This window comes from Klebsiella sp. P1954 (assembly GCF_018199955.1).
GTDB lineage: Bacteria > Pseudomonadota > Gammaproteobacteria > Enterobacterales > Enterobacteriaceae > Klebsiella > Klebsiella pneumoniae.
In genome coordinates, this window is record NZ_CP073373.1 from 2,534,061 (window position 1) to 2,559,884 (window position 25,824).

Genomic DNA, 25,824 nt, shown 5'->3' on the forward strand with positions numbered 1-25,824 from the left:
TATGACGACGAAACGCAAACCCTACGTGCGACCAATGACCTCCACCTGGTGGAAAAAGCTGCCGTTTTATCGCTTCTACATGGTACGGGAAGGCACGGCGGTACCGACGGTATGGTTTAGCATTGTGCTGATTTATGGGCTGTTTGCCCTCAAGCACGGCGCCGAGAGCTGGGCGGGATATATCGGATTCCTGCAAAACCCGGTGGTGGTAATCCTCAACCTGATTACTCTGGCGGCGGCGCTGCTGCACACCAAAACCTGGTTTGAGCTGGCGCCGAAAGCCGCCAACGTCATCATCAAAGGCGAAAAAATGGGGCCAGAGCCGGTCATTAAAGGGCTCTGGGTGGTGACGGCGGTGGTCACCGTGGTGATCCTGTTTGTCGCCCTGTTCTGGTAAGGAGGCTGAGATGATTAATCCCAATCCGAAACGTTCCGATGAACCCGTATTCTGGGGGCTGTTTGGCTCAGGCGGCATGTGGGGCGCGATTGTCGCGCCGGTGATGGTGCTGCTGGTCGGCATCCTGCTGCCGCTAGGGCTAGCTCCGGCCGACGCCTTCAGCTATGAGCGTGTGCTGGCCTTTGCCCAAAGCTTTATCGGCCGCGCGTTCATCTTTCTGATGATTGTCCTGCCGCTGTGGTGTGGGTTGCATCGTATTCACCACGCCATGCACGATCTGAAAATCCATGTGCCAAACGGTAAGTGGGTCTTCTATGGCCTGGCGGCAATCCTCAGCGTCATCACCCTCGTTGGCGTACTGTTTATCTGATCCTGCAAGAGCCCGGTCGCATTTCTGCTACCGGGCTCGCTTCATAGAAAAATCTTGCCGCCTTTTCCCTGCTGGACTCTACACTTAGCTTAAAAGCCAGCAAGGAGCATGCCATGCGTATCCTGCCGATAATCACCGCGATTGCCGTCTCGTTCCTGTCTGTCGCCTGCAGCACGCCCGCCCCGCCGCCGGGCGTCACCGTGGTCAGCCCCTTCGACGTTCAGCGCTATCTGGGTACCTGGTATGAAATCGCCCGCTTTGACCACCCTTTTGAAAGCGGTCTGGAAAAGGTCACGATCGCCTGGCACCCACGTGATGACAGCGGTCTGGATGTGGTGAATAAAGGTTATAACCCCGACCGCGGCATGTGGCAGAAAACGGACGGGGTAGCGTACTTTACCGGGGAGCCCAGCCGCGCCGCGCTGAAGATTTCCTTCTTCGGCCCTTTCTACGGCAGCTATAACGTCATTGCTCTGGATAAGGAGTATCGTTACGCGCTGGTCTGCGGCCCCGATCGCGACTATCTCTGGCTGCTGGCCCGGGCGCCGACCATCGCCCCGGAGGTCAGGCAGCAGATGCTGGACATTGCCACCCGACAGGGCTTTGATGTCGGCAAACTGGTCTGGGTCAATCAGCGCTATGATTAGTGCGCGCTGATCTTCAGGCCAATGATGCCAATCACGATACAGACAAGGCTGGCGATACGCATGGCGCTGGCGGATTCCCCTAACAGCACAATACCGGTCACGGCGGCGCCCACCGCGCCGATCCCGGTCCAGACGGCGTAGGCGGTACCTACCGGTAGGGTTTTCATCGCCCATGAGAGCAGCGCCATGCTGGCCACCATCGCCACGATGGTGATAACGCTGGGAACCAGGCGGCTAAAGCCATGGGTATATTTCAGGCCGACGGCCCACACCACTTCCAGCAGGCCAGCGATAAACAAGACTATCCAGGACATAAGGCTCCTTTGCTGGGGCCGTCCCCGGATGAGAAACGCTTACGGGTCGTCCCGTAAGGTGGATGAAAAGTCGTGGTGAGTATATCCAACGGAATGAGAGAAGTGAAGAACGGTACGGCGCTAAACCGTACCGTTGACGGCGTTTATTGCTGAGCTTTGGTTGCCGCGCCAGAGATTGCGTTGCCGCCGTCTGAAATATCCTCACCGACACCGCGCGTGGTGTTACAAGCGGTCAGTGCTGAAGAGAGGACCAAAACCGTAAAGAACGCTGCAATCGTTTTTTTCACCATAATGTCATCCTTAGTGTCAGTTTTGTTTTCATGCCCTATAAGCATAGACAAACCGTCCAAAGATGAAGGGATCTTTGCGATTTTTAAGAGAAAAGGAGTATGCGTGGAGGAGGCTGACATACCGGGAGGCAAGCGCCATTAACGAAACGGCAGGGAAATTCAGCTCACAGCGTGAGAGATAGCGTGGCCCAGGCCCTGAATATCTTCACCCACACCGCGGGCGGTATTGCAGCCAGCCAACAGCGCGCTGCTCAGAAAGAGTAACACCAGGAGTTTAACGCTGCGCTTCATGTCTCGTGCTCGTTGTGCCTGTGCGTAAAGAGCGGCGCAGCACGGAGGCTACGCCGGTCATCATGACGCGAAATTACTTCACGCGGGATACATATTCGCCAGAGCGAGTATCCACTTTGATCACTTCGCCGATCTGAACGAACAGCGGAACTTTAACCACCGCGCCAGTAGACAGGGTCGCCGGTTTACCGCCGGTACCCGCGGTGTCGCCTTTCAGGCCTGGATCGGTTTCAATGATTTCCAGCTCAACGAAGTTCGGCGGGGTGACCGCGATCGGCTGGCCGTTCCACAGGGTCACGATGCACTCAGCCTGATCCAGCAGCCATTTAGCGTTGTCACCGATCGCTTTCGCGTCAGCAGACAGCTGCTCGAAGGTTTCGTTGTTCATGAAGTGCCAGAACTCACCGTCGTTGTACAGGTAAGTCAGGTTCATATCGACAACGTCCGCGCCTTCTGCGGAATCGGTAGATTTGAAGGTTTTCTCAACGCGGGTACCGGTCAGCAGACGGCGCAGCTTAACGCGCGCAAACGCCTGGCCTTTACCTGGTTTAACGAATTCGCTGGCTTCTACCGCATAAGGTTCGCCATCTAACATGATTTTAAGACCAGCACGAAAATCGTTGCTATAGTAAGTCGCCATAAGGCCCTCTGAAATTGTTTAACTGGTAGCTAAGCCACAAAATGGCGCATATTGTAACCCTAAATACCCCATCCAGAGAAGATTGGATAACGCAACTTGCCAATGTTGTGACCAGTCCTGATGAACTGCTGCGTCTTTTAAATGTAGACGCTGATGAAAAACTGCTGGCCGGACGCGAGGCCAGACGCCTGTTCCCGCTGCGCGTCCCGCGCGCGTTTATCGCCCGCATGGAGAAAGGCAACCCTAACGATCCACTGCTTCGTCAGGTACTTACCGCCGAGGAAGAGTTTATCGTCGCCCCCGGCTACTCCACCGATCCACTGGAAGAACAGCACAGCGTGGTGCCCGGTCTGTTGCACAAGTATCGCAACCGGGCCCTGCTGCTGGTGAAAGGCGGTTGTGCGGTAAATTGTCGTTACTGCTTCCGCCGCCACTTCCCTTATGCCGAAAATCAGGGCACCAGGCGCAACTGGCAGACAGCGATGGACTACATCGCGGCGCATCCGCAGCTTGATGAAATCATCTTCTCCGGCGGCGACCCGCTGATGGCAAAGGACCATGAGCTTGACTGGCTAATGACCCAGCTGGAAGCTATTCCACACGTTAAGCGCCTGCGTATTCACAGCCGCCTGCCGATTGTGATCCCGGTGCGCATCACCGAGACGCTGGCCAGCCGCTTCCAGCGTTCGTCGCTGCAGATAATCCTGGTTAACCACGTCAACCACGCCAATGAAATTGACGGTGAGTTTCGCGCGGCGATGGCCATGCTGCGTCAGGCGGGCGTCACGTTGCTCAATCAGAGCGTGCTGCTGCGCGGGGTGAACGACAACGCGCAAACCCTGGCCGACCTCAGTAATGCGCTGTTCGACGCCGGGGTAATGCCCTACTACCTGCACGTGCTGGACCGGGTGCAGGGAGCGGCGCACTTCATGGTCAGCGATGATGAAGCCCGTGAAATCATGCGCGAACTATTGACCCTCATCTCCGGCTATATGGTGCCGAAGCTGGCGCGCGAGATTGGCGGGGAACCCAGCAAGACGCCGCTGGATTTAGGGCTGAAGCAGCGTTAATAAACTGAAGGTCTGCCAGGACGTTCTGGCAGACCTTCGGATAGGAAGATTTCGACAGACGGGTGTTAAGGTGACCAGCAAATGACTATCGCACCGCGCTATAACCCCTGGGTGCGACGAGCTACCGATTTAGCGCGACCAACACAATAATATTAATTACAATCATCACTACAATTAGCGCGATTAACCATATGGGTATTTTAAAAGTAACATGTAACCGCTCAGATACTTTTTCACCTTCTTCCGTTTTATTTGCCATCAAATCACTGTCATGATTTGATGAGTTTTCTATTAGTGGAAGATTTAAATGAGTGTCAGGTTTTTCCTTATCTTCAGAAATAAAGCCGACAACTTTATTATTCTGATAATGCGTTAATGTCACCCGGTTCATATTCTCGCACTCTTCATCAGAGAGAGGAATGACCAATGTATTCGGAGCGACGCTAAAGCCTTTTTGCCGGACGGTGATAATGATATCCTCAGATAGTCCAGCTTTTACCAGCGATTTTCGCAGCAAAGAGATATTTTGATAGAACGTATTTTGCGAAACGACCACCCCCCGTGTTTCCCATACAGCCGCCAGGAACTCATCCCGTGAAATGACTTTGCCGCAATTCTGCAAAAGCAGCAGCAAGCATCTGGCGGTAGGCGCATTGAGGCTGATGCACTCCCCGTCCCCGGCAAGCGGCCGCAGCTCATTCATATTGGCATTAAATATAATCTCCTGATTAATTATACACCCATTAAATAATACTGCGTCATCCATATCCTTGCCCCACGTAACCCTATTATCCATAATAAAATCAAATGATTTCAACCAAACGATTATGTGAACATTCTTGTTTCAGATGGAAACAGGTACATTTCACATTGAAGTTCAGCCCACAGGATACCGCAGATAAAAAAACAAGCGATAGCTAACTTGCTTAATGGTCACATTTTCAGATTAAATTAATCTCAACTGGAATCCACATCTCATCAGAGAGGGGGGAAGCATTAAATTCACGGGTGCTTCATCAACAATTCACAAGCATTTTTTGCACAAGACTTTTAAATTACTCCCGCTTCTCCATGGTTCGCTATGGCAAGCGATATGGTAGCGTCGTTCAACAGGATGATTGGTCTCAGCACTATATAAAGGAAAGCTGACGCTTATTTTCAATATCAATGCGAATACATACTCCATTCCCTTGATAACTGTTATCGATTCTACACAGGACTAAGTATCTATATATGGATTAATTAAATGAAAAAGACAATCGTAGCTGTAATGGTCGCTGCATCTGCAGTGCTGAGTGCTCAGGCAATGGCAACCAACACCGCTCAGGTAACTGTACTGGGTGAAGTCTCTGATGCATCTAACTCTTGCGTCGTGACTCCGACGGGTACCCTGAACAACGGTATCGTTCAGCTGATCACTGTAACCACCACTGAAGCAAATGCTGAAGCCGCTGGTAAACTGTTCAAAACCCAGGACTTTGGTTTTGAGGTGAAAGACTGCGCACAGGGCAGCACTAACCCGGTTACTGGCGTGACCGTAAATGTAAGTGGCACCTCCAGCAGCGATGCAACCATTCTGGACAACACCGCCGCTAACGGTGCAGCTGGTATCGGTATTGGTATCCAGCGCGTCAGCGATGCGCATCGCGTAGCCTTCGACGGTTCCGACACTATGTCCGAAAGCTACTCTGCAACCAACGGTACTCAGCTGAAGTACACCACTGGTTATGTAAGAACTAACGCCGCGACTCCGGTTACCGAAGGTCCGGTTAAAGGTGTTGCGACCTTTACTATCGATTACACCAATTAATTTATCCCCAAAGGGTCCCGCTTCACGGCGGGCCCTTTTTCGCATTTAGAGAAAAGCCATGTTCAGGACCTTATTAAATCTCACCGCATCCTGTGCATTACTCCTCAGCAGTATTGCTCATGCCGGTATTGTCGTTGAATCCACCCGCTACCTCTATAAGGAAGGTGCGCGTGAAATTACCGCGCAAATCGAAAATAAAGATGATATTCCCTATCTGATTAAATCCTGGGTTGAAACGCCTGCAGGGAAAGCGCCTTCGTTTATGGCTACCCCACCGCTTTTTCGCCTCGAGGGGAAACAACAGAATACGGTTCGTCTGTTTGCCACCGGCAACGTTAATGCACCGACCGACCGGGAATCCATGTACTATTTTAACGTCATGGCGATTCCTCCGGCAGATGATGCCAAAGCGAATAACAATACTATTCAACTGGCGGTTCGTCACCGCATGCGTCTGGTCTATCGTCCCAAAACACTTTTCGACCTCTCCCCTAATACGGAAGCGAAAAAGCTCGAATGGCGTAAGGCCGGCAAAAAGCTGACCATCAAAAATCCGACACCGTTTTTCTTTTATTTCAATAGCATCCAGATTGGTGGAAAAGAAGTGAAGCCGGAAGTCAACTCCGTCGCCCCAATGACGACCAAAGAAGTGACGCTAAAAGAAAATATTAATGCCTCCAGCATTACCTGGAAAGTGGTCAATGATTATGGCGGAGCAGGGTCGCTCTATTCCTCATCGCTGTAATAAGAAATTTATTTTATCATTATAGGGATGTGTCTATGCCAAATAAGAATAATGGATTATTCAAACTATCCACCGTCTTTCTCGCAATGCTTCCGGCATTGCTTTCTGGTTTGAATAATAAAGCGCAAGCACGTGACTTTTTCGATCCCTCATTCATTAGCTCATTGAATGGTAGCGATCCATCAACCACTCCCGATTTATCCATATTTCAGACTCAGAACGCGCAGGCGCCAGGGGATTATCGGGTCGATATTATGTTTAATGGCCGCTACCTGGACACCAGGACGATAAAGTTTGTTGCCAACAATCGCGCCAGCAGCGATAACCGCGAACCAACTCTGGTTCCCTGCCTGAGTCTAAAAACACTCGCGGAATATGGCGTAAGGATAAAAGCCTTTCAAGAGTTAGCCGAGGATAAAAACGGCTGCGCAAACTTTTCTGTCATTCCGGACACCAAAGCGGATTTTGACTTCACCGCCCAGCGCTTAAATATCTCTATTCCGCAGGCGGCCTTATCCACCACCGCGCAGGGATATATTCCACCGGATCAGTTTGATGATGGCATCAACGCGTTATTGGTGAACTATCAGTTCAGCGGCTCAAACGACATGCAGGCCAATGATGAATACTACAGTCTGAATCTGCAGTCCGGCCTCAACGTTGGCCCGTGGCGCATCCGTAACCTCAGCACCTGGAATAAAAACAACAGCGGTGCCGGGGACTGGGATTCCGCCTATCTCTATATGCAGCGCAGCATCCGCTCCATCAACAGTAACCTTGTGATGGGTGAGAGTTCATCGCTCAACGGTATCTTCGACAGCGTGCCGTTTACCGGTATTCAGCTGGCCACCGATACGACGATGTTGCCGGAAAGTATGCGCGGCTATGCGCCGATTATTCGCGGTATCGCCAGAACCAACGCCCGCGTAACGATTAAGCAGAACGGCTACCAGGTTTACCAGACCTACGTGGCGCCAGGGGCATTTGAAATCACCGATATGTACCCGAGCGGCGGTAGCGGCGACCTTTACGTCAGCGTGGAAGAGTCCGACGGATCCAAGCAAGAATTTGTTGTGCCGTTCGCCACCCTGCCGGTCATGGTGCGTGAAAATCAACTGGAATATGAGATTACTTCCGGTAAATATCGTCCTTACGATGGTGGAGTTGATGAAACGCCGTTTACCCAAGCCACCGCGACCTACGGCGTCTCCAGCAGCCTGACGCTATATGGCGGCATGCAGGCGGCCTCGCGCTATCAGGCGCTGTCAACAGGTCTCGGCTATAACCTGGGTGAACTGGGCGCCGCCTCGGCAGACGTCACCCAGGCTTGGTCAAAAATGAAAGACGATGAAAAGACCTCCGGACAGTCCTGGCGAGTTCGTTACGGGAAAAACATCGTTGAAACCGGCACTAACGTCACCATCGCCGGCTACCGCTACTCCACCCGCGGATTTCATACCCTCTCGGAGGTCCTGGATAGCTACTCTAATGACGGCTACTACACTTCGCGCTCGCTGCGCAACCGCACCAATCTGACGGTTAACCAAAGCCTGGGTAAAGGTCTCGGTAGCCTGTCGATAAGCGGTTTAATCGAAGATTACTGGGATGATAAGCGTACTAACAAGTCGATTAGCGTGGGCTATAACGGCGGCTTCCGCAATGTGAACTACTACCTCGGCTACAGCTATAACCGCTATACCTGGGGTGGAGATAACTCAGGGAAAGACGCTCAGGACGACCAACGTATTACACTGACGGTAACGCTGCCGTTGAGCAATTGGTTGCCTGGCACCTACACCAGCTATCAGTTAACCAACAGCAATCCGGGATCAACCGATCAGTCGGTTTCCATCGGTGGTAATGCGCTGGAGAACGATAGTCTGGAGTGGAGCCTGCAGCAAGGATACAGCAACCGGGAATACTACAGCGGCGATATGCGCGCGACCTATAATGGCGCCCGCGGCAGCGTCAATGCCGGCTACAGCTACGATCGCAGTAGCGAGCGCATTGACTACGGCGCCAACGGCAGTATCGTTGCCCATGCCGATGGCATCACGCTGGGTCAGGACATCACTGATGCAGCGGTACTGGTTAAAGCGCCGGGGCTGGATAACGTCAAGCTCACCAATGATAACACCATCTCTACCGACTATCGCGGCTACGCCATCGTTCCCTACGTAACACCATACCGTCGCACCGATATCACGCTCGACAGTTCCACGTTAGGCGAAGATATGGAGCTGCCTGAAACCACGCAGAGCGTCGTTCCGACCCGTGGTGCCATCGTGCGTGCTAATTATGCCGGCAATATTGGACGTAGAGCACTCATACAACTAGAAATGCCTGGAGATAAACCGGTTCCTTATGGTTCCACGGTAACGATAAAAAACAGTGCCAATACTCAAGCCAACATTGTCAGTGATGAAGGGATGGTTTATCTCTCTGGCTTGCAAGATAGTGGTGAGTTACTTGTTTTATGGGGCCAACGGCAGGATCAACGTTGCAATGCAACGTATCAATTACTTCCCACGCAAGGAAGTCTCACAACATCCAAAGCTATTTGCCGCTAGTGATAAAAGGATATCACATATGAAAAAAATATTTTTATTCTCGGCTTTATTGATTATCGCTTGTGGTCAAGCAGAAGCAACTTGTAATATCAAAGATATCGCCAAAAGGGTTAATTTTAACATGCCAAGCAATGTTAAAATATCTACTGATCCAACTATACCGGTAGGAAGCATACTCTATACAAAATTGATGGGTATCGGCGGTTCTGCACCCGCATTTACTTGCGACAACTCATCTAAGAATAGATACACTACCGTGATCACTGCCAGCGAAGTTCCAGGAGTGACTGGCATTATGGGTAAACCTGTTTATGAAACGGGAATTCCAGGCATTGGTTATCAGATTAGTGATTTACTTACTGGCTCGGTCTATGGAATGATACCCGCGGTTGCAGGAAGCATACCGGTTCCAGGAACAACTGAAAATACACTTTATCGCTATTGGTTAATCAAAACTGGAACTATTGACTTAAGTCAGTCCCCAACCAATAGCAGCGTATCATTTTATGTTGCTGATAGCGATTATAAAGCCACAATGCCATCTAGCTTACTATTATCAATAAATATGAAATTTGTAAGCCCTGTACCTCGCGAAAACTCATGTGAAATAACATCAACTAAAACCGTAAACCTCTCAAGAATTGATAAAGTGACACTTTTGTCTACTTCACCGGGAAGTAAAACCTCAAAAGAAAAATCCTTTACCTTGAATATTAACTGCGAACAAAAGTCAACTGGAAATACGATTTACTATTGGTTTAACCCTCGTTCGAGTACTGATGGCACTCCCGGCGTTCTCCTTAACAGCGATTCAACAAGTAGCGGAGGTGCACAAAACGTCAACACTATAATAAAAGAAAATGGTATCCCTGTTAATTTTTATGATTATGAAGCTAAGTCATTTATAGTAGATGCCAACAAGCTCAATAAAGAGATTAATCTTACCGCAGATTACTATCGTACTACCGATGACATTACTATTGGCACCGTCAGAGGGTTGTTAGAGGTCGTCATTCAAGAGGAATAAATTTAATTCACATGAAATCACAATATAAACATAATAAATCATCAAGTTAGAGGTTGCTTTAAAGAAAGGATGAGCATAGCATTTACCACCGTGAAATATACGAACCAAATAGAGATCTCTGGCAAATAATCTTTATTTGAGTGATGGTATGTTTCTTATCTTGAGGGCAATGCTCTCTATTAAATCATGGCTCAGTAAAATGACCATATAAACTTTACTCCCTTTACAGGAAGTAAATTATTTTATTACAGGAGTATATATAATGCGTGAGTTAAACGTTTTTGAAATGCAGGAAATTTCTGGTGGCTATAGCTGGGATACCTCAAGCTTTATGTCCACTCTTACCAGCCTGGTAACGAATGGTGTAGAAGCAGTAGGTTCCGCAATAGCATTCGGAACTGTAGCGGCTATGTGGGGTGCTTTTGCTGCAGGTGGTAAGGCTGGTGACGGCGGTGGCATCCTTGGGTTTGGTATCATCGCCGAACTAGGTGGGGTCATCTTTGGTGCCATTGGCGGCTTTATTGGTGGCGCCGTCAGCGGTATTGCACTTGGCTGGGAACAAACTGTAAAATATATCGCAGATTCTTATACTTCTGCTCTTGACGGCACATTCACACCTTGGGCATAAGTTAAAAATTCCTTTAACAAAGGCCCATTCCGGGCCTTTTTACATCGGTAAATAAACAAAAAATGACAAGAAGATTATATCGCAAGGAAGCGATTGAGTACAAAAGAGTATATTGGAAAGGGAAAGCTTTATTGCTGGCTGGAATGCCGACTTGGTTAATCATAGTATTATCTTTGCTATTCCTTGGTTTGCTTATATCAGCCATGATCTTTTGTAGCTTTACTCAGCGGATAGATGTTAATGGGGAGGTTATCACCTTACCTCATTCTGTAAATGTTTATGCGCCACAACAAGGTTTTATCGTATCACAATATGTGAAAGTTGGTGATCTGGTTAAAAAAGGACAACCTCTCTATGAAATAGATATCTCTCGTGACACGACTACTGGAAATGTTAGTTCTGTACAGATAGAAGTTAATAAAGAAAAGATAGCCAATGCTGAAGAAATAATAAACAAGCTTTCTCAAAACAAGCAAGAAACATTGTCTTCAATAGAAAAGCAACTTAAAGCCAATAAAGAATCATTGAAAGAGATCAATCGTCTTCTTGCTAATGCCTTAGCTGGATTAAAGAAAATGCACGATAATTTATCCAGCTATGATAGTTATCTTAGAGATGGACTCATCACAAAAGATCAATATAACTATCAACATTCATTATATTTCCAACAACAGAGCACATATCAATCTCTTGTAAGTCAAAAGATGCAATTAGAATCGCAAATCACACAATATAATAGCGATAAAATAACTAAAATCGCTGATTTTGACAATCAGATAACAGCACAACAGAATCAAATAAATGATTTCAAAAACCAATTAGTTGAATCAAATGCCAAAGGCAATGCTATTATAAAAGCTACGACAGAAGGACGCATTGAGTCACTCTCGGTAACTAAAGGACAGATGGTTGATAATGGCAGTAGCTTGGCTCAAATCAAGCCTACAGGTAACATTGAGTATTATCTTATATTATGGCTGCCGAATAATAGCATACCTTATGTAAAACCTGGTGATGTTATAAATATTCGCTATGATGCTTTTCCTTCTGATAAATTTGGACAATTCCCTGGCGAAGTCATATCAATATCTTCCGTCCCCGCAGCGAGGCAGGAAATGTCAGAATATACTAACGTGAGTAATGGAACTAATCAGCAAGAACTGGCACTTTATAAAACAATTGTAAAGATTAAAAATAAAACTTTTTCTTATAATGGGAAAACACTTAAGCTCTCAAATGGACTTAAAGCACGGGCAGTTGTTTTCCTTGAAAAACGTCCTCTTTACATGTGGATGTTTACTCCTTTTTATAAAATGTCTCAAAGTGTAAGTGGGCCGATCCATGACTAATGAAATATTTACCACTATTATATCCAGACTAAATTTTTCATTGCGCCATAAAACGCCAGTTATATTACAGTCGGAGGCAACAGAGTGTGGGATCGCTTGCCTGGCGATGGTTTGCGGTCACTATGGTCTGGATATTGATCTGTTTAATTTCCGCCAGCGCTTTGGCAGCGCTTCGCAGGGAGTAACGATGATGTCATTAAGCAAAACGGCAGATCATGCCGGCTTGAAAAGCCGTGCTCTGTCGTTAGACCTGAATGAGATTCGTCAGCTTAAACTGCCCTGTATCCTGCATTGGGGAATGAATCACTATGTGGTTCTCACCAAAGTACGTAAATCAAGTTTCATTGTACACGATCCGGCATTGGGTAAACGAGTCATTGGCAATCAGGAGATGTCCAATTATTTTACCGGTATCGCCCTGGAACTCTGGCCGGATCAAAACTTTCAACAGGAAAAAGCCAAATCTCGCCTGCGTCTGTTGGATCTGATGCGTAATATTATCGGATTGAAGTCAACGCTACTGAAAATTTTCGCCTTCTCGGTCGTGGTTGAAGCGATTGGCTTATTGCTGCCGATAGGCACTCAACTGGTGACTGACCACGTGATCATGGCCCATGATCAGAGCCTGCTATCCGTAATCTGTATCGGTCTGGTCTTCTTCACCCTGTTCCGCACCTTTATCAGTATGCTCCGGGCCTGGACATCGTTAACATTAAATACGTTAACTAATATTCAATGGAAAACCACGCTTTTCGATCATCTGGCCAGTCTGCCACTATCCTTTTTTGAAAAGCGTCATTTAGGAGATATCCAGTCGCGTTTTTCCTCTCTGGACACCATACGCTCGACGTTTACGAATAGTATTGTCAGCGGCATTATTGACTCGATCATGACTATTGGTCTGCTGATCATGCTGACACTGTATGGGGGCTGGCTGACCTGGGTGGTCGTTGGTTTTACCCTATGCTATGCGATTATGCGCTTTGCTACCTACCGCTTTTATCGTCGCGTAGCGGAAGAACAAGTGATTAAAGGCGCACGCTCCAGCTCGCATTTTATGGAGTCTCTGTATGGAATCTCGACCATCAAGGCCTTAAACCTGAAAGAGCGTCGCTCCCAGCATTGGCTCAATATTAATATTGAAGCCTGCAATGCCGGAATCAAACAAACGCGCTTCGACATGATGTTTGGTGGAATCAATACTTTTATAACTACTATCGATCAGGTCGCGGTTCTTTGGCTGGGTGCCATTATGGTTATTGATAATAATATGACTCTCGGTATGTTTATGGCCTTCAACGCCTACCGTGGCCAGTTTTCACAGCGAGCTTCTAGTCTGATTGATCTCTGTATGCAACTCCGTATGCTTTCTTTACATAATGAACGTTTGTCAGAGATCGTCTTCAGCGAACCGGAGCAGGAGCTTCCTGCAAGAGAAGTTTTCTCTGCTGACTCGGGTGCAAAACTAGAAGTAAAAAATCTCTGTTATCAATACGATCCCTTTTCTCAGCCTATATTTTCTAATTTAAATATTACGGTAGAACCTGGGGAATCTGTTGCGTTAATCGGACCTTCCGGTGTTGGTAAAACCACGCTGTTAAAAGTGATGTGCGGTTTGCTTTCACCTACTAGCGGAGATGTATTAGCCGATAACCTCGATATCACTAAAATTGGTTTGAATAACTATCGTCACGGTACCGCCTGCGTACTGCAAGAGGACCGCCTTTTCTCCGGGTCGCTTATCGATAATATCAGCGGCTTCGAAGATAATGCCGATATTAATTTTGTGATGGAATGCGCCAGGCGCTGTAACATTCATGACGAAATTATGAAGATGCCAATGGGCTATGAAACCATTGTTGGTGAACTGGGGTTAGGTATTTCCGGCGGGCAAAAGCAGCGTATTCTGATCGCTCGAGCTTTGTATCGTAAACCAAGCATTCTGTTTATGGATGAGGCCACCAGCCATCTCGACTTAAAGAATGAATCAGTTATCAATCAGTCAATCTCGGCGTTAAGCATTACCCGGATTATCGTTGCCCATCGGCCATCCACTATTGCCTCTGCAGATCGCGTTATCGATCTGTCGCAGACAAAGAATCTCGCGCCAGCATAAAAAGGAGAGAACTATGCAAGGAACGTTTATTGGATTTAATACCGCAGGTATTACCTTTGAAAATCGCTTTATGGCATTGCTGTTGAAAATAAAGCAGGAAAATGGTTTCTGTCAGCAGTATTATCTGCAAGCACCGATAGTGCTCGATCTTCTTCTTATCCTGCAAAACCGTCTGCTTGTAACATTTAAATCTTTGCAAGATCAAGGCGAAACGTATAAAGAAAAGCTGATCGCTTATAATGAATCGTTGATCGCAAATATCCCTGCTGTAGAGATGACCGAGATTCAGCAGCCAAATCCGGAACGTCGCATTATGTCGATCACTCACAAACCAGACGAAACCTGGTCAACGCTTATACTGGTTCTCCAGAATGAGCAAGTTTGTACGCTATGTATTGAAGACAGGCAGGTAGAAGCTCTCCTTGCTGGCATTGAGTACACATTGAAAACCGTAGGCGATCAAGCGTTTATTCAGTACTTAAGCTCGAATCTTGAATTCTTAATGTGCTATGCCGTGGACTTAACCACTCAACCCAATATTGATTACCAGCAGTATCCCCAGGAAGAATGGAAGCTAAACCTGTTTTCGCATTATCTGGGCGTGCTGTACTGCAGCGAGACAGACGAAGGCAAGAAAATTGTCTCCGGGGCGGTGGTGAAAACCAGCGCGCCGCATTTATCGGAACTGGAAAACAACGTCGTGACGCGGCTTATCGAGAAAAGCCCCAAGCTCAAGGCGATGCACGCAGAGCTGGCGCCATGCCAGATCTTCAGTACCATTATCCCTTCCCAGCCGGGAAGAATGCTCAGTCTGGAAGAGTGTCTGCGTCCCCTGCACGCCTTCTACCTTGAAAAGAAAGCGGAGCTTAGCGCCTGATCCTCATCTAACGACCACGCCTCTCTCTGCGCTCGCGGAGAGAGGCGTCACGCATCAGTTCGGGCACTTATAAACCTGGCCGTTCATTTCGCTGTCGGTAGGCACAAAGCTCGACAGCAGGTTTTGCGTCGGGCTGCTGACGCCGTAAATCACGTTGCCGCCCATGGCTGCCGCCTGGTTGCGCAGGGCGTTTGCCGCACCGCGCATGGAACCACCCTCATCGCCATTCTGGCCGGAGAGCCAGTTGCTCTGTTTACCCGTCGCGGTCCCTAACAGCTGACACTCTGCGCCCGGCTTCTCCTGCACGAAGCGCACATTCTGGCCGGCAGAGGTTAATTCATTGCTGGAACTGCAACCTGCCAACAGTAAGGCTGCGCCGACAATCCCTGCTAAATATTTTACCTGCATGTTATTCCCCATGATCGATGAGCTGGACGCACTGGCCCGGATGTAAATCTGTCATCCTTCAAACTGCGTCGGCATGAGCCGCGTTCATTTCCTCCCCGGTCGCGCTTGTCAGTTCACGCCCGAAACAGAGGTGCTTGCCGCTCTGATGCAGCTTAAATGATTTTTATGTATAAGCCTTATACTAAAAAGCGCGCCAAAAGAAAAACCCCCAGCCATTGCTGGCCAGGGGTTTCTGCTTTTTTATGCCGTAGAGCGCACGATTACATCATGCCGCCCATACCGCCCATGCCGCCCATACCGCCAGCAGCACCTAAGTCAGGCGCGTCGCCTTTCGGCAGGTCGGTCACCATGCACTCGGTGGTGATCATCAGGCCAGCCACGGAAGCCGCGTACTGCAGTGCAGAACGGGTGACTTTGGTTGGGTCCAGGATACCGAAGTCGATCATGTTGCCGTATTCTTCAGTTGCTGCGTTGTAACCGTAGTTACCGTCGCCAGCTTTCACGTTGTTAGCCACAACAGACGGCTCTTCGCCGGCGTTGGAAACGATCTGACGCAGCGGTGCTTCCATTGCGCGCAGCGCAACTTTGATACCGACGTTTTGATCTTCGTTCTGACCGGTCAGGCCAGCGAGTTTCGCCGCAACGCGAACCAGCGCTACGCCGCCGCCAGCCACCACGCCTTCTTCAACCGCAGCACGGGTTGCGTGCAGGGCGTCGTCGACGCGTGCTTTTTTCTCTTTCATTTCAACTTCGGTAGCCGCACCGACTTTGATTACTGCTACGCCGCCAGCCAGTTTAGCGACACGTTCCTGCAGTTTTTCACGATCGTAGTCGGAGGTCGCTTCTTCGATCTGCTTACGGATCTGAGCTACGCGGCCCTGGATTGCGGATTCTTCGCCAACGCCATCGATGATGGTGGTGGTGTCTTTGTTGATAACCACGCGTTTCGCCTGGCCCAGGTCTTCCAGAGTCGCTTTTTCCAGCTCCATACCGATCTCTTCAGAGATAACAGTACCGCCAGTCAGAGTAGCGATGTCCTGCAGCATAGCTTTACGACGGTCGCCGAAGCCCGGTGCTTTCACCGCAGCCACTTTAACGATGCCGCGCATGGTGTTAACCACCAGGGTCGCCAGCGCTTCGCCTTCAACGTCCTCAGCGATGATGACCAGCGGTTTGCCAGCTTTCGCTACGGCTTCCAGAACCGGCAGCATTTCGCGGATGTTGGAGATTTTTTTGTCAGCCAGCAGGATGAACGGGCTTTCCAGCTCAACGGCACCGGTGTCCGGCTTGTTGATGAAGTACGGAGACAGGTAGCCGCGGTCGAACTGCATACCTTCAACTACGTCCAGTTCGTCTTCCAGACCGGTACCGTCTTCAACGGTGATCACGCCTTCTTTACCAACTTTATCCATCGCTTCCGCGATCAGTTTACCGACGGTTTCGTCGGAGTTAGCGGAGATGGTACCTACCTGAGCGATAGCTTTGGAGTCAGAGCACGGAACGGACAGCGCTTTCAGCTCTTCTACTGCAGCCAGTACCGCTTTGTCGATACCGCGTTTCAGATCCATCGGGTTCATGCCTGCAGCAACAGCTTTCAGGCCTTCGTTCACGATAGCCTGAGCCAGTACGGTTGCGGTGGTGGTACCGTCGCCTGCTGCGTCGTTCGCTTTAGAGGCAACTTCTTTCACCATCTGCGCGCCCATGTTTTCGAACTTGTCTTCCAGTTCGATTTCACGTGCAACGGAAACACCATCTTTGGTGATGGTCGGCGCGCCGAAGGATTTGTCCAGAACCACGTTACGGCCTTTCGGGCCCAGGGTCACTTTAACTGCATCTGCCAGTACGTTTACGCCGCGCAGCATTTTTACACGAGCGTCGTTACCGAATTTTACGTCTTTTGCTGCCATTTCTTTTATTCCTCAAATTCGTTCAGGGTCGTGCGAATTAAGCTTCAACAATTGCCAGGATGTCGCTTTCGGACATGATCAGTACTTCTTCGTTGTCGATCTTTTCAGTCTTCACGCCGTAGCCATCGTTGAAAATCACGATGTCACCAACTTTAACGTCCAGCGGCTGCACGGTCCCGTTTTCCAGGATGCGGCCTTTACCGACAGCGATGATTTCGCCACGAGTTGACTTAGCTGCTGCAGAACCGGTCAGAACGATGCCGCCCGCAGATTTGGTTTCAACTTCTTTACGTTTGACGATCACACGATCATGTAACGGACGAATACTCATTGATAGCTCTCCTTCGAGAAAGTCATTATCAGTTATGGGTGACGCCGGGCCGAACGCGGTTTACCGGCTAGTGCAGAGAGAGATGGGGATGGCCATTTCCGGCTTCAAGGGCAAAATTAAAAAAAATTTTTACCTTTGCGCTGGCGCACAAAAAGCGGCCATGTCAGGCAATCGGTCATAAGGAAAAGCGATTGTGATACTCTCTTTTTTTTCACTGGCGCAGGATTGAATCATGAGTGGTTTAAAACAGGAGTTAGGGCTGGGACAGGGAGTTGGGTTGCTTTCCACCTCATTGCTGGGTACCGGCGTCTTCGCCGTCCCGGCGCTGGCGGCGCTGGTCGCTGGCGATAACAGCCTGTGGGCATGGCCGCTGCTCATTCTCCTTGTTTTCCCGATTGCCATCGTCTTCGCCCTGCTCGGCCGCCATTTTCCCAGCGCGGGCGGCGTGGCCCACTTTGTCGATATGGCCTTTGGGCCACGTCTGGCCAGCGTCACCGGCTGGCTGTTTTTATCGGTTATCCCGGTCGGACTCCCCGCCGCTCTGCACATCGCCACCGGTTTTGGCCAGGCGCTGTTCGGCTGGCATGATGCGCAGCTGCTGCTGGCGGAGCTGGGCACCCTGGCCATCGTCTGGTGGGTCGGTTCGCGTGGCGCCAGCTCCAGCGCCAACCTGCAGACGTTGGTTGCCGTACTGATTGTGGCGCTGATCGTCGTAGTCTGGTGGCGCGGCGGGATAAGCCCGGCGCAGATCCCCTTCCCGGCCCCGGCGGAGATTGACCGCGGGCAGCTCTTTTCGGCGCTGTCGGTGATGTTCTGGTGCTTTGTCGGTCTGGAAGCCTTCGCGCATCTCGCCTCGGAGTTTAAACATCCCGAGCGTGATTTCCCCAGGGCGCTGATGATAGGCCTGCTGCTTGCCGGCTCGGTCTACTGGGCCTGCACCGTGCTGGTGCTGCACTTCCACGCCTTTGGCGAGGAGATGGCGGCGGCGGCGTCATTACCGAATATCGTGGTCCGTCTGTTCGGCGTCGAAGCGCTGTGGGTAGCCTGCGTCATCGGCTATCTCGCCTGTTTCGCCAGCCTCAACATCTATATTCAAAGCTTTGCCCGCCTGGTCTGGTCGCAAGCGCAGCATAAGCCACACAGCTACCTCGCAAGGCTGTCGCCACGGCAGATCCCGCGCAACGCCCTCAACGCCGTGCTGGGATCCTGCGTAGTTAGCACCCTTGGCATCTATCTGCTCGATATCAATCTGGACGCGCTGATCGTTTACGCCAATGGCATTTTCATCATGATCTATCTGCTGTGCATGCTGGCGGGTTGTCGTTTGCTGCGCGGTCGCTATCGGCTATTGGCGGTGGTGGGCAGCATTCTCTGTCTGCTGCTGCTGGCGATGGTCGGCTGGAAAAGCCTGTACGCGCTGGTGATGCTGGCGGGGCTGTGGCTGTTTTTACCCAGGCGCAAGCTGGCGACGGGAAGCGTGTAGGCCTGCAAAGAAAGCGGCCCGGTCGCATCTGCTGACCGGGCCGGGGGAATGTTAATCGCGGCGATCGTCCTTATGGTCCAGACGGTCACGCTGCTCATCTTTGCGCTGGAATTCCCCTTCGAAGGTCTCTCCGCCGCCAGTTCCGGCGCTAAAGCCGCCGCCCGGCATCCGGCTGAAGCGCAGGTGCGGCATCAGCTTCATCGTCAAATGCTTTTGCACCGGCGGCAGCAATAGCAGCAGGCCGAGGAAGTCGGTAAAGAACCCCGGGAGCAACAGCAGCAGACCAGCGATAATCAGCGATACGCTCTTGATCATCTCCGCCGCCGGGCTCTCGCCCGCGGCCATCTTCTGCTGCATCAGCAGGAAGTTTTTGAAGCCCTGGTTACGCACCAGCGACATCCCTACCACCGAGCTAAAGATCACCAGGATCAGGGTCATAAAGACGCCCAGCACGTGCGCAACCTGGATAAAGATCGATATCTCAATGTAAACGTAAAGAAAAAAGGCAATAAACGGAATCCAACGCACCGGCGTCTCCTTCATCAACGGGCGCTGCGTTCAGCGCCCGTAATCATCAATTTGCTGATCGCATCCCACTAACATGGGGATGCTGAGCGGCTTTTCAATCAGCGGAAAGGCTTATTTTTCTCAGGAATAAGAAAGCGGTGACCCATTTCACAGATTAATAAATCTTCTCCTACCCGCAATGTAATAAGTGATCAAGCTTACTGATATTCGCTATCATCAGCATATGATCTTGGGCACCGGGCCGGTTAAGGAAATAATCGTCGGCCAGAAAATATACTGAATACTGGATATTCTGTGTGTTTGGTGAATTCATTGGCAGCTTGAAAAGAAGGTTCACATGTTAAACAACATTCGTATCGAAGAAGATCTGTTGGGCACCAGGGAAGTTCCCGCGGACGCTTACTACGGCGTTCATACTCTGCGAGCGATTGAAAACTTCTACATTAGCAACAGCAAAATCAGCGACATACCAGAATTCGTGCGCGGCATGGTCATGGTTAAGAAAGCCGCCGCGCTGGCGAACAAGGAGCTGCAGACCATTCCCAAAAGCGCGGCAAATGCGATTATCGCCGCCTGTGACGAAGTCCTGAATAACGGCAAATGCATGGACCAGTTCCCGGTCGATGTCTTCCAGGGCGGGGCCGGTACCTCCGTAAACATGAACACCAACGAAGTCCTGGCGAACATTGGCCTTGAGCTGATGGGCCACCAGAAAGGCGAATACCAGTACCTGAACCCAAACGATCACGTCAACAAATGCCAGTCCACCAACGATGCTTACCCCACCGGGTTCCGCATTGCGGTGTATGCCTCCATCCTTAAGTTAATCGATGCGATTAAACAGCTGGGCGAAGGCTTCCAGGCGAAAGCCGAGGAGTTCCAGGACATCCTCAAAATGGGCCGCACCCAGCTGCAGGACGCGGTGCCGATGACCCTCGGCCAGGAGTTCCATGCCTTCAATGTGCTGCTTAATGAAGAGACCAAAAGCATTTTGCGCACTGCGGAGCTGCTGCTGGAGGTGAACCTCGGCGCCACCGCCATTGGTACTCGCCTCAACACCCCGGACGGCTATCAACAGCTGGCGGTGCAGAAGCTGGCTGAAGTAAGCAACTTACCGGTCGTCCCGGCGGAAGATCTGATTGAAGCCACCTCGGACTGCGGGGCGTACGTTATGGTTCACAGCTCGCTGAAACGCCTGGCGGTGAAACTGTCCAAGATCTGTAACGACCTGCGCCTGCTCTCTTCCGGTCCGCGCGCGGGCCTCAACGAAATCAACCTGCCTGAGCTGCAGGCTGGCTCTTCAATCATGCCGGCGAAGGTTAACCCGGTGGTGCCGGAGGTGGTCAACCAGGTCTGCTTCAAAGTTATCGGCAACGATACCACTGTGACCATGGCCTCCGAAGCCGGTCAGCTGCAGCTGAACGTGATGGAGCCGGTGATCGGCCAGGCGATGTTCGAGTCGATTCATATCCTGACCAACGCCTGCTACAACCTGCTGGAGAAATGCGTTAACGGCATCACCGCCAATAAAGCGGTATGTGAAGGCTACGTCTACAACTCCATCGGCATCGTCACCTACCTCAACCCGTTTATTGGCCACCACAATGGCGATATCGTCGGCAAGATCTGTGCCGAAACCGGCAAGAGCGTACGGGAAGTGGTGCTGGAGCGCGGACTGCTGACGGCGGCGGAGTTGGATGATATTTTCTCTGCGCAAAACCTGATGCATCCCGCTTATAAAGCAAAGCGTTATACCGATGAAAGCGAACAGTAATCTTTCAGGTTAGTCATTCAAAGGCATGTCAGCGATGACATGCCTTTTTTGCTTTTTGGTTTTACTAAAATACAACAATTCAATATCAACTTGTTAAAAAACAAGGAAGGCATATATGTTTGGTGCAGAACTGGTTATTGTCCTGCTGGCGATTTATCTCGGCGCCCGGCTCGGCGGCATCGGTATCGGCTTTGCCGGTGGCCTTGGCGTCCTTGTCCTGACGCTTATTTTTCAAATTAAACCGGGTGCGATCCCCTTCGACGTTATTGAAATCATTATGGCGGTGATTGCCGCTATCGCCGCCATGCAGGTCGCCGGCGGGATGGATTACCTGGTCAGCCTCGCCGAACGGATGCTGCGCCGCCACCCGAAGTACATTACCTTCCTTGCCCCGCTGGTGACCTGGTTTATGACCGTGCTCGCTGGCACCGGCCATACCGCCTTCTCCACGCTGCCGGTGATCACCGAAGTTGCCAAAGAGCAAGGCATTCGTCCGTCTCGTCCACTGTCGATTGCGGTGGTGGCCTCCCAGATAGCGATCACCGCCTCGCCCATTTCCGCCGCAGTGGTCTTTTTCGCAGGTATCCTTGAACCGCTGGGCGTTAGCTATTTGACGCTGCTGGCCATCTGTATTCCGGTCACGCTGCTGGCGGTGATGCTCACCGCTATCGTCTGCAACTTCCTCGGCTGCGAACTGAAAGACGATCCGGTTTACCAGGAGCGGCTGGCCAAGGGGGAAGTCAGACTGCGCGGCAGCCAGGTATTTGAGCTGCAGCCGCACGCCAAACGCTCTGTCCTGCTGTTTTTGATCGGCATCGTGGCGGTGATGTTCTACGCCACGGCCATCAGCGATACCGTCGGCCTGATTAAGAACCCGGTGCTGCCGCGTAACGAGGCGATCGTGGTATTTATGCTGACCATCGCCACCCTGATTAGCATCACCTGTAAAATCGACACCGGCGAAGTGCTCAACGCCAGCACCTTTAAGTCCGGGATGAGCGCCTGCGTCTGCGTCCTCGGCGTCGCCTGGCTGGGAGATACCTTCGTTAAAGCGCATATCAGCGACATCCAGGCCGTGGCCGGCGATCTGCTGCACAATTACCCATGGCTGCTGGCGGTGGTACTGTTTTTCGCCGCCACGCTGCTCTACTCGCAGGCAGCCACCACCAAGGCGTTGATGCCTGCCGCGCTGCTGCTGGGCGTCAGCCCGCTGACGGCTATCGCCTCGTTTGCCGCGGTCTCGGCGCTGTTCGTTCTACCGACCTACCCAACCCTGCTGGCGGCGGTAGAGATGGACGACACCGGCTCAACCCGCATTGGTAAATATGTCTTTAACCACGCCTTCCTGATCCCCGGCGTTATCGCTATCACGCTGTGCGTGATCCTCGGCTTTATCTTTGGCGGGATTATGCTGTAAATACCGCTGGCGGCGGGCCCACTACGGGCCCGCCTTCCGTTGCCCTCACTTTCCCCGCTCGTTACGCTAATATCCCCGCATCTTGCGTGTTATAGTGCCTCTTTTCGCTGATACGAGGTTCATGATGACTACGCCTGATGCTGTTGTTGTGCTCTGTACCGCGCCGGACGAAGCGACCGCCCAGGATCTGGCGGCAAAAGCGCTGGCGGAAAAGGTGGCAGCCTGCGCTACGCTGCTGCCGGGAGCCACCTCTCTGTATTACTGGGAAGGGAAACTCGAGCAGGAGTATGAAGTGCAGATGCTACTCAAAACTGACCTTGCCCATCAGCAGGCGCTGCTGGACTGCCTGAAGTCACACCACCCGTATCAAACCCCAGAACTGCTGGTTCTACCCGTCACGCATGGAGACAACGATTACCTCTCATGGCTTACCGCATCATTACGCTGATCCTGCTGCTGTGCAGCACATCAGCCACCGCCGGGTTATTCGACGCGCCGGGGCGCTCGAACTTCGTGCCTGCTGATCAAGCTTTCGCCTTTGACTTTCAGCAGCAACAGCATGACGTCAACCTGAGCTGGCAAATCAAGGATGGTTATTATCTTTATCGTCAACAGTTTACCTTCAGCGCCGCCGGGGCGACGATCGACGAACCGGCGCTGCCGGCGGGAGAGTGGCATGAAGATGAGTTTTACGGCAAAAGCGAGATCTTTCGCCAACGCCTGACCGTGCCGGTGACGGTGAAGGAGGCGGACAAAGAGGCTACTCTCACCGTCACCTGGCAGGGCTGCGCCGATGCCGGATTCTGTTATCCGCCGGAGACTAAAGTGATCCCGCTGAGCGCCGTGCGGGCGGCCTCAAACGACGCTCAGCCAACCGCCGCCGCGCCCGTGTCGTCGCTGAACCATCGCCCGGCCTTCAATCCGCCGCTGCCGGTTGAACCGCGCCCGATGGAGGAGAACGCCGTGCCGCAGGCGCCTGCCATGGCGCCGCCAGCAGACGTCCCCGCTCGTCTGCCCTTCACCGCCCTGTGGGCGCTGCTGATTGGCATTGGTATCGCCTTCACCCCCTGCGTGCTGCCGATGTACCCGCTGATTTCGGGCATCGTGCTGGGCGGAAAACAGCGGCTTTCCACCGCGCGCGCCCTGCTGCTGGCCTTTATTTACGTCCAGGGGATGGCCCTGACCTATACCGCGCTGGGGCTGGTGGTAGCCGCCGCCGGGCTGCAGTTCCAGGCGGCCCTGCAGCACCCATATGTCCTGGTCGGCCTGTCGGCGGTGTTTATACTGCTGGCGCTCTCCATGTTCGGCCTGTTCACGCTGCAGCTGCCGTCGTCGCTGCAGACCCGGCTGACGCTGCTCAGCAATAAGCGCCAGGGCGGCTCGCCCGGCGGGGTCTTTGCGATGGGGGCTATTGCCGGGCTGATCTGCTCCCCCTGCACCACCGCGCCGCTAAGCGCCATTCTGTTGTATATCGCCCAGAGCGGTAATCTGTGGCTGGGCGGCGGCACGCTGTACCTTTACGCGCTGGGCATGGGTCTGCCGTTGATCCTTGTGACCGTGTTTGGCAATCGCCTGTTGCCGAAAAGCGGCCCGTGGATGAGCCATGTGAAAACCGCCTTCGGGTTTGTGATCCTTGCCCTGCCCGTCTTCCTGCTGGAACGCATACTCGGCGACCAGTGGGGGTTACGGCTGTGGTCAATGCTCGGTGTCGCCTTCTTCAGCTGGGCGTTTATCACCTCGCTGGGCGCTACCCGGCCGTGGATGCGGCTGGTACAGATCATTCTGCTTGCCGCCGCGCTGGTCAGCGCGCGGCCTCTGCAGGACTGGGCGTTTGGCGCCCCGGCGGCCGAGCAGCAGGCGCACCTGGCTTTCACCCGCGTCAGCTCGGTGGCCGAGCTTGACCAGGCGCTGGCGCAGGCGAAAGGTCAACCGGTGATGCTCGATCTTTACGCCGACTGGTGCGTGGCCTGCAAAGAGTTTGAAAAATACACCTTTAGTTCACCTGACGTGCAGCAGGCGCTGAAAGGCACCGTGTTATTACAGGTTGATGTGACGAAGAACAGCCCGCAAGACGTTGCGCTGCTGAAACACCTGCAGGTGCTGGGTCTGCCGACGATCCTGTTCTTTAACGCTGAGGGTCAGGAACAGCCTGAGCGGCGAGTCACCGGCTTTATGGATGCCGCGGCATTCAGCGCCCATTTGCGCGATTGGCAAGCGTGAGCGACACTTTAGGAGGAAAGATGGAGGAGAACACCGTGCTACGTGAAGACGTCCTGGCAGAAGCCATTAAGATTCTTGAAATTGAAGGTATCGCCAACACGTCGCTGGAGATGGTCGCTGAGCGCGTGTCCTGCCCGACGAGCGACCTGAAACGCTTCTGGCCTGACCGCGAAGCGCTGCTGTACGACGCGCTTCGCTATCTGAGCCAGCAGGTGGATGCCTGGCGTCGTCAGCTCCTGCTGGACGAGACCTTAAGCGCAGAGCAAAAGCTGCTGGCACGCTATGCCGCACTCACCACCTGCGTAAGCAACCAGCGGTACCCGGGCTGCCTGTTTATCGCCGCCTGCACCTTCTACCCGGATCCTCAGCACCCCATTCACCAGCTGGCGGAACAGCAGAAGCAGGCTTCGCTGGCCTACACTCACGAGCTGCTGACTCAGCTGGAGGTGGATGACCCGGAAATGGTCGCCAAGCAGATGGAGCTGATTGTCGAGGGCTGTCTGAGCCGTCTGCTGGTCAAACGTAGCCAGACGGATGTGGATACCGCCCGGCGGCTGGCTGAAGATATTCTACGCTTCGCCCAGTGCCGTATGGGCGGCGCCTTGACCTGATTCT

General features: G+C 51.9%; 27 protein-coding genes. 18 read left to right on the top strand and 9 right to left on the bottom strand.

Going from position 1 to position 25,824, the window contains the following annotated elements; all coding sequences use genetic code 11:
* The first annotated feature begins 1 nt into the window (after window position 1).
* The 3 genes from frdC to KB890_RS12165 all read left to right on the top strand — a co-directional run bounded on the left by frdC (window position 2) and on the right by KB890_RS12165 (window position 1,414).
* Window positions 2–397 (top strand): fumarate reductase subunit FrdC, encoded by a 396-nt coding sequence (frdC, locus tag KB890_RS12155; RefSeq protein ID WP_002885530.1) that lies wholly within the window; start codon window positions 2–4, stop codon window positions 395–397.
* Between the two features lie 10 nt (window positions 398–407).
* Window positions 408–767 (top strand): fumarate reductase subunit FrdD, encoded by a 360-nt coding sequence (gene frdD, locus KB890_RS12160; protein ID WP_004178329.1) that lies wholly within the window; start codon window positions 408–410, stop codon window positions 765–767.
* 113 nt (window positions 768–880) lie between these two features.
* Window positions 881–1,414, top strand: a complete 534-nt coding sequence (locus tag KB890_RS12165; RefSeq protein ID WP_004178328.1) for a lipocalin family protein — start codon at window positions 881–883, stop codon at window positions 1,412–1,414.
* On the opposite strand, the gene sugE is transcribed toward KB890_RS12165, so the two are convergent.
* The 4 genes from sugE to efp all read right to left on the bottom strand — a co-directional run bounded on the left by sugE (window position 1,411) and on the right by efp (window position 2,949).
* Window positions 1,411–1,728, bottom strand: coding sequence for a quaternary ammonium compound efflux SMR transporter SugE (gene sugE, locus KB890_RS12170; protein ID WP_002885521.1), 318 nt, complete (start codon window positions 1,726–1,728; stop codon window positions 1,411–1,413). The genes KB890_RS12165 and sugE overlap by 4 nt on opposite strands.
* A 143-nt stretch (window positions 1,729–1,871) precedes the next feature.
* Window positions 1,872–2,018, bottom strand: a complete 147-nt coding sequence (gene ecnB, locus KB890_RS12175; protein WP_002885518.1) for a lipoprotein toxin entericidin B — start codon at window positions 2,016–2,018, stop codon at window positions 1,872–1,874.
* A gap of 159 nt (window positions 2,019–2,177) precedes the next feature.
* Window positions 2,178–2,309, bottom strand: coding sequence for an entericidin A/B family lipoprotein (locus KB890_RS12180; protein WP_002885511.1), 132 nt, complete (start codon window positions 2,307–2,309; stop codon window positions 2,178–2,180).
* 73 nt (window positions 2,310–2,382) lie between these two features.
* The gene (gene efp, locus KB890_RS12185) at window positions 2,383–2,949 is read right to left on the bottom strand and encodes an elongation factor P (RefSeq protein ID WP_002885506.1); all 567 of its coding nucleotides are present in this window, start codon (window positions 2,947–2,949) and stop codon (window positions 2,383–2,385) included.
* A 41-nt stretch (window positions 2,950–2,990) separates the two neighbouring features.
* On the opposite strand from efp, the gene epmB reads away from it, so the two are divergent.
* Window positions 2,991–4,019 (top strand): EF-P beta-lysylation protein EpmB, encoded by a 1,029-nt coding sequence (gene epmB / locus KB890_RS12190; RefSeq protein WP_004178327.1) that lies wholly within the window; start codon window positions 2,991–2,993, stop codon window positions 4,017–4,019.
* Window positions 4,020–4,140: 121 nt separating this feature from the next.
* On the opposite strand, the gene KB890_RS12195 is transcribed toward epmB, so the two are convergent.
* Entirely contained in the window at window positions 4,141–4,785 is a 645-nt protein-coding gene (locus tag KB890_RS12195) for a winged helix-turn-helix domain-containing protein (RefSeq protein ID WP_020324903.1), read from the bottom strand.
* A gap of 480 nt (window positions 4,786–5,265) precedes the next feature.
* Here KB890_RS12195 and KB890_RS12200 point away from each other — a divergent pair, with 480 nt between their 5' ends.
* The 8 genes from KB890_RS12200 (at window position 5,266) to yjeJ (ending at window position 15,141) form a co-directional block, all read left to right on the top strand.
* On the top strand, window positions 5,266–5,829 hold the full coding sequence (locus KB890_RS12200; RefSeq protein WP_004178325.1) for a fimbrial protein: 564 nt from the start codon (window positions 5,266–5,268) through the stop codon (window positions 5,827–5,829).
* 58 nt (window positions 5,830–5,887) lie between these two features.
* Window positions 5,888–6,574: a fimbrial biogenesis chaperone gene (locus KB890_RS12205; RefSeq protein ID WP_004178324.1), complete on the top strand. Its 687-nt coding sequence runs from the start codon at window positions 5,888–5,890 to the stop codon at window positions 6,572–6,574.
* A 35-nt stretch (window positions 6,575–6,609) separates the two neighbouring features.
* Window positions 6,610–9,144 (top strand): fimbria/pilus outer membrane usher protein, encoded by a 2,535-nt coding sequence (locus tag KB890_RS12210; protein ID WP_020324909.1) that lies wholly within the window; start codon window positions 6,610–6,612, stop codon window positions 9,142–9,144.
* Window positions 9,145–9,163: 19 nt separating this feature from the next.
* Entirely contained in the window at window positions 9,164–10,171 is a 1,008-nt protein-coding gene (locus tag KB890_RS12215; protein ID WP_004178322.1) for a fimbrial protein, read from the top strand.
* A gap of 262 nt (window positions 10,172–10,433) precedes the next feature.
* A complete protein-coding gene (locus tag KB890_RS12220; protein ID WP_004178321.1) occupies window positions 10,434–10,799 on the top strand; it encodes a hypothetical protein in 366 nt (121 codons plus the stop codon).
* Window positions 10,800–10,861: 62 nt separating this feature from the next.
* Window positions 10,862–12,148 (top strand): HlyD family secretion protein, encoded by a 1,287-nt coding sequence (locus KB890_RS12225; protein WP_004178320.1) that lies wholly within the window; start codon window positions 10,862–10,864, stop codon window positions 12,146–12,148.
* Complete coding sequence (locus KB890_RS12230; RefSeq protein ID WP_004178319.1) at window positions 12,141–14,264, top strand: peptidase domain-containing ABC transporter; 2,124 nt, start codon at window positions 12,141–12,143, stop codon at window positions 14,262–14,264. Before KB890_RS12225 ends, KB890_RS12230 begins: the two co-directional genes overlap by 8 nt.
* Before the next feature lie 13 nt (window positions 14,265–14,277).
* The gene (yjeJ, locus tag KB890_RS12235) at window positions 14,278–15,141 is read left to right on the top strand and encodes a YjeJ family protein (protein WP_004178318.1); all 864 of its coding nucleotides are present in this window, start codon (window positions 14,278–14,280) and stop codon (window positions 15,139–15,141) included.
* Window positions 15,142–15,195: 54 nt separating this feature from the next.
* Here yjeJ and KB890_RS12240 read toward each other — a convergent pair whose 3' ends face one another.
* The 3 genes from KB890_RS12240 to KB890_RS12250 all read right to left on the bottom strand — a co-directional run bounded on the left by KB890_RS12240 (window position 15,196) and on the right by KB890_RS12250 (window position 17,787).
* On the bottom strand, window positions 15,196–15,549 hold the full coding sequence (locus KB890_RS12240) for a DUF4156 domain-containing protein (RefSeq protein ID WP_004152419.1): 354 nt from the start codon (window positions 15,547–15,549) through the stop codon (window positions 15,196–15,198).
* 260 nt (window positions 15,550–15,809) lie between these two features.
* Window positions 15,810–17,456: a chaperonin GroEL gene (gene groL, locus KB890_RS12245; protein WP_002885441.1), complete on the bottom strand. Its 1,647-nt coding sequence runs from the start codon at window positions 17,454–17,456 to the stop codon at window positions 15,810–15,812.
* Window positions 17,457–17,493: 37 nt separating this feature from the next.
* Window positions 17,494–17,787 (bottom strand): co-chaperone GroES, encoded by a 294-nt coding sequence (locus KB890_RS12250; protein WP_004152420.1) that lies wholly within the window; start codon window positions 17,785–17,787, stop codon window positions 17,494–17,496.
* A gap of 232 nt (window positions 17,788–18,019) precedes the next feature.
* On the opposite strand from KB890_RS12250, the gene yjeH reads away from it, so the two are divergent.
* Window positions 18,020–19,270 (top strand): L-methionine/branched-chain amino acid transporter, encoded by a 1,251-nt coding sequence (gene yjeH, locus KB890_RS12255; protein ID WP_009485424.1) that lies wholly within the window; start codon window positions 18,020–18,022, stop codon window positions 19,268–19,270.
* A gap of 51 nt (window positions 19,271–19,321) precedes the next feature.
* Here yjeH and KB890_RS12260 read toward each other — a convergent pair whose 3' ends face one another.
* Window positions 19,322–19,798: an FxsA family protein gene (locus tag KB890_RS12260; RefSeq protein ID WP_002885425.1), complete on the bottom strand. Its 477-nt coding sequence runs from the start codon at window positions 19,796–19,798 to the stop codon at window positions 19,322–19,324.
* Between the two features lie 337 nt (window positions 19,799–20,135).
* Here KB890_RS12260 and aspA point away from each other — a divergent pair, with 337 nt between their 5' ends.
* From aspA to KB890_RS12285, 5 genes are all read left to right on the top strand, one after another.
* Window positions 20,136–21,572 (top strand): aspartate ammonia-lyase, encoded by a 1,437-nt coding sequence (gene aspA / locus KB890_RS12265; RefSeq protein ID WP_004177762.1) that lies wholly within the window; start codon window positions 20,136–20,138, stop codon window positions 21,570–21,572.
* Between the two features lie 115 nt (window positions 21,573–21,687).
* The gene (locus KB890_RS12270) at window positions 21,688–22,989 is read left to right on the top strand and encodes an anaerobic C4-dicarboxylate transporter (protein ID WP_002885423.1); all 1,302 of its coding nucleotides are present in this window, start codon (window positions 21,688–21,690) and stop codon (window positions 22,987–22,989) included.
* A 124-nt stretch (window positions 22,990–23,113) separates the two neighbouring features.
* Entirely contained in the window at window positions 23,114–23,437 is a 324-nt protein-coding gene (cutA, locus tag KB890_RS12275; protein WP_002885422.1) for a divalent cation tolerance protein CutA, read from the top strand.
* The gene (locus KB890_RS12280; protein WP_004222008.1) at window positions 23,413–25,209 is read left to right on the top strand and encodes a protein-disulfide reductase DsbD; all 1,797 of its coding nucleotides are present in this window, start codon (window positions 23,413–23,415) and stop codon (window positions 25,207–25,209) included. Before cutA ends, KB890_RS12280 begins: the two co-directional genes overlap by 25 nt.
* 35 nt (window positions 25,210–25,244) lie before the next feature.
* Window positions 25,245–25,820 carry a transcriptional regulator gene (locus KB890_RS12285; RefSeq protein WP_004218175.1) on the top strand — a complete coding sequence of 192 codons (576 nt, stop codon included), beginning with the start codon at window positions 25,245–25,247 and terminating at the stop codon, window positions 25,818–25,820.
* Window positions 25,821–25,824 lie beyond the last annotated feature (4 nt).

What these genes read in the sequence shown, in the direction of transcription:
- KB890_RS12230 (WP_004178319.1), top strand. Translation starts at nt 12,141, where the DNA reads ATGACTAATGAAATATTTACCACTATTATATCCAGACTAAATTTTTCA.
- KB890_RS12280 (WP_004222008.1), top strand. Translation starts at nt 23,413, where the DNA reads ATGGCTTACCGCATCATTACGCTGATCCTGCTGCTGTGCAGCACATCA.
- yjeH (WP_009485424.1), top strand. Translation starts at nt 18,020, where the DNA reads ATGAGTGGTTTAAAACAGGAGTTAGGGCTGGGACAGGGAGTTGGGTTG.
- frdC (WP_002885530.1), top strand. Translation starts at nt 2, where the DNA reads ATGACGACGAAACGCAAACCCTACGTGCGACCAATGACCTCCACCTGG.
- KB890_RS12180 (WP_002885511.1), bottom strand. Translation starts at nt 2,309, where the DNA reads ATGAAGCGCAGCGTTAAACTCCTGGTGTTACTCTTTCTGAGCAGCGCG.
- KB890_RS12195 (WP_020324903.1), bottom strand. Translation starts at nt 4,785, where the DNA reads ATGGATGACGCAGTATTATTTAATGGGTGTATAATTAATCAGGAGATT.
- sugE (WP_002885521.1), bottom strand. Translation starts at nt 1,728, where the DNA reads ATGTCCTGGATAGTCTTGTTTATCGCTGGCCTGCTGGAAGTGGTGTGG.
- ecnB (WP_002885518.1), bottom strand. Translation starts at nt 2,018, where the DNA reads ATGGTGAAAAAAACGATTGCAGCGTTCTTTACGGTTTTGGTCCTCTCT.
- KB890_RS12165 (WP_004178328.1), top strand. Translation starts at nt 881, where the DNA reads ATGCGTATCCTGCCGATAATCACCGCGATTGCCGTCTCGTTCCTGTCT.
- efp (WP_002885506.1), bottom strand. Translation starts at nt 2,949, where the DNA reads ATGGCGACTTACTATAGCAACGATTTTCGTGCTGGTCTTAAAATCATG.
- frdD (WP_004178329.1), top strand. Translation starts at nt 408, where the DNA reads ATGATTAATCCCAATCCGAAACGTTCCGATGAACCCGTATTCTGGGGG.
- KB890_RS12220 (WP_004178321.1), top strand. Translation starts at nt 10,434, where the DNA reads ATGCGTGAGTTAAACGTTTTTGAAATGCAGGAAATTTCTGGTGGCTAT.
- cutA (WP_002885422.1), top strand. Translation starts at nt 23,114, where the DNA reads ATGACTACGCCTGATGCTGTTGTTGTGCTCTGTACCGCGCCGGACGAA.
- KB890_RS12205 (WP_004178324.1), top strand. Translation starts at nt 5,888, where the DNA reads ATGTTCAGGACCTTATTAAATCTCACCGCATCCTGTGCATTACTCCTC.
- KB890_RS12225 (WP_004178320.1), top strand. Translation starts at nt 10,862, where the DNA reads ATGACAAGAAGATTATATCGCAAGGAAGCGATTGAGTACAAAAGAGTA.
- epmB (WP_004178327.1), top strand. Translation starts at nt 2,991, where the DNA reads ATGGCGCATATTGTAACCCTAAATACCCCATCCAGAGAAGATTGGATA.
- KB890_RS12250 (WP_004152420.1), bottom strand. Translation starts at nt 17,787, where the DNA reads ATGAGTATTCGTCCGTTACATGATCGTGTGATCGTCAAACGTAAAGAA.
- KB890_RS12270 (WP_002885423.1), top strand. Translation starts at nt 21,688, where the DNA reads ATGTTTGGTGCAGAACTGGTTATTGTCCTGCTGGCGATTTATCTCGGC.
- groL (WP_002885441.1), bottom strand. Translation starts at nt 17,456, where the DNA reads ATGGCAGCAAAAGACGTAAAATTCGGTAACGACGCTCGTGTAAAAATG.
- KB890_RS12200 (WP_004178325.1), top strand. Translation starts at nt 5,266, where the DNA reads ATGAAAAAGACAATCGTAGCTGTAATGGTCGCTGCATCTGCAGTGCTG.
- KB890_RS12215 (WP_004178322.1), top strand. Translation starts at nt 9,164, where the DNA reads ATGAAAAAAATATTTTTATTCTCGGCTTTATTGATTATCGCTTGTGGT.
- yjeJ (WP_004178318.1), top strand. Translation starts at nt 14,278, where the DNA reads ATGCAAGGAACGTTTATTGGATTTAATACCGCAGGTATTACCTTTGAA.
- aspA (WP_004177762.1), top strand. Translation starts at nt 20,136, where the DNA reads ATGTTAAACAACATTCGTATCGAAGAAGATCTGTTGGGCACCAGGGAA.
- KB890_RS12240 (WP_004152419.1), bottom strand. Translation starts at nt 15,549, where the DNA reads ATGCAGGTAAAATATTTAGCAGGGATTGTCGGCGCAGCCTTACTGTTG.
- KB890_RS12210 (WP_020324909.1), top strand. Translation starts at nt 6,610, where the DNA reads ATGCCAAATAAGAATAATGGATTATTCAAACTATCCACCGTCTTTCTC.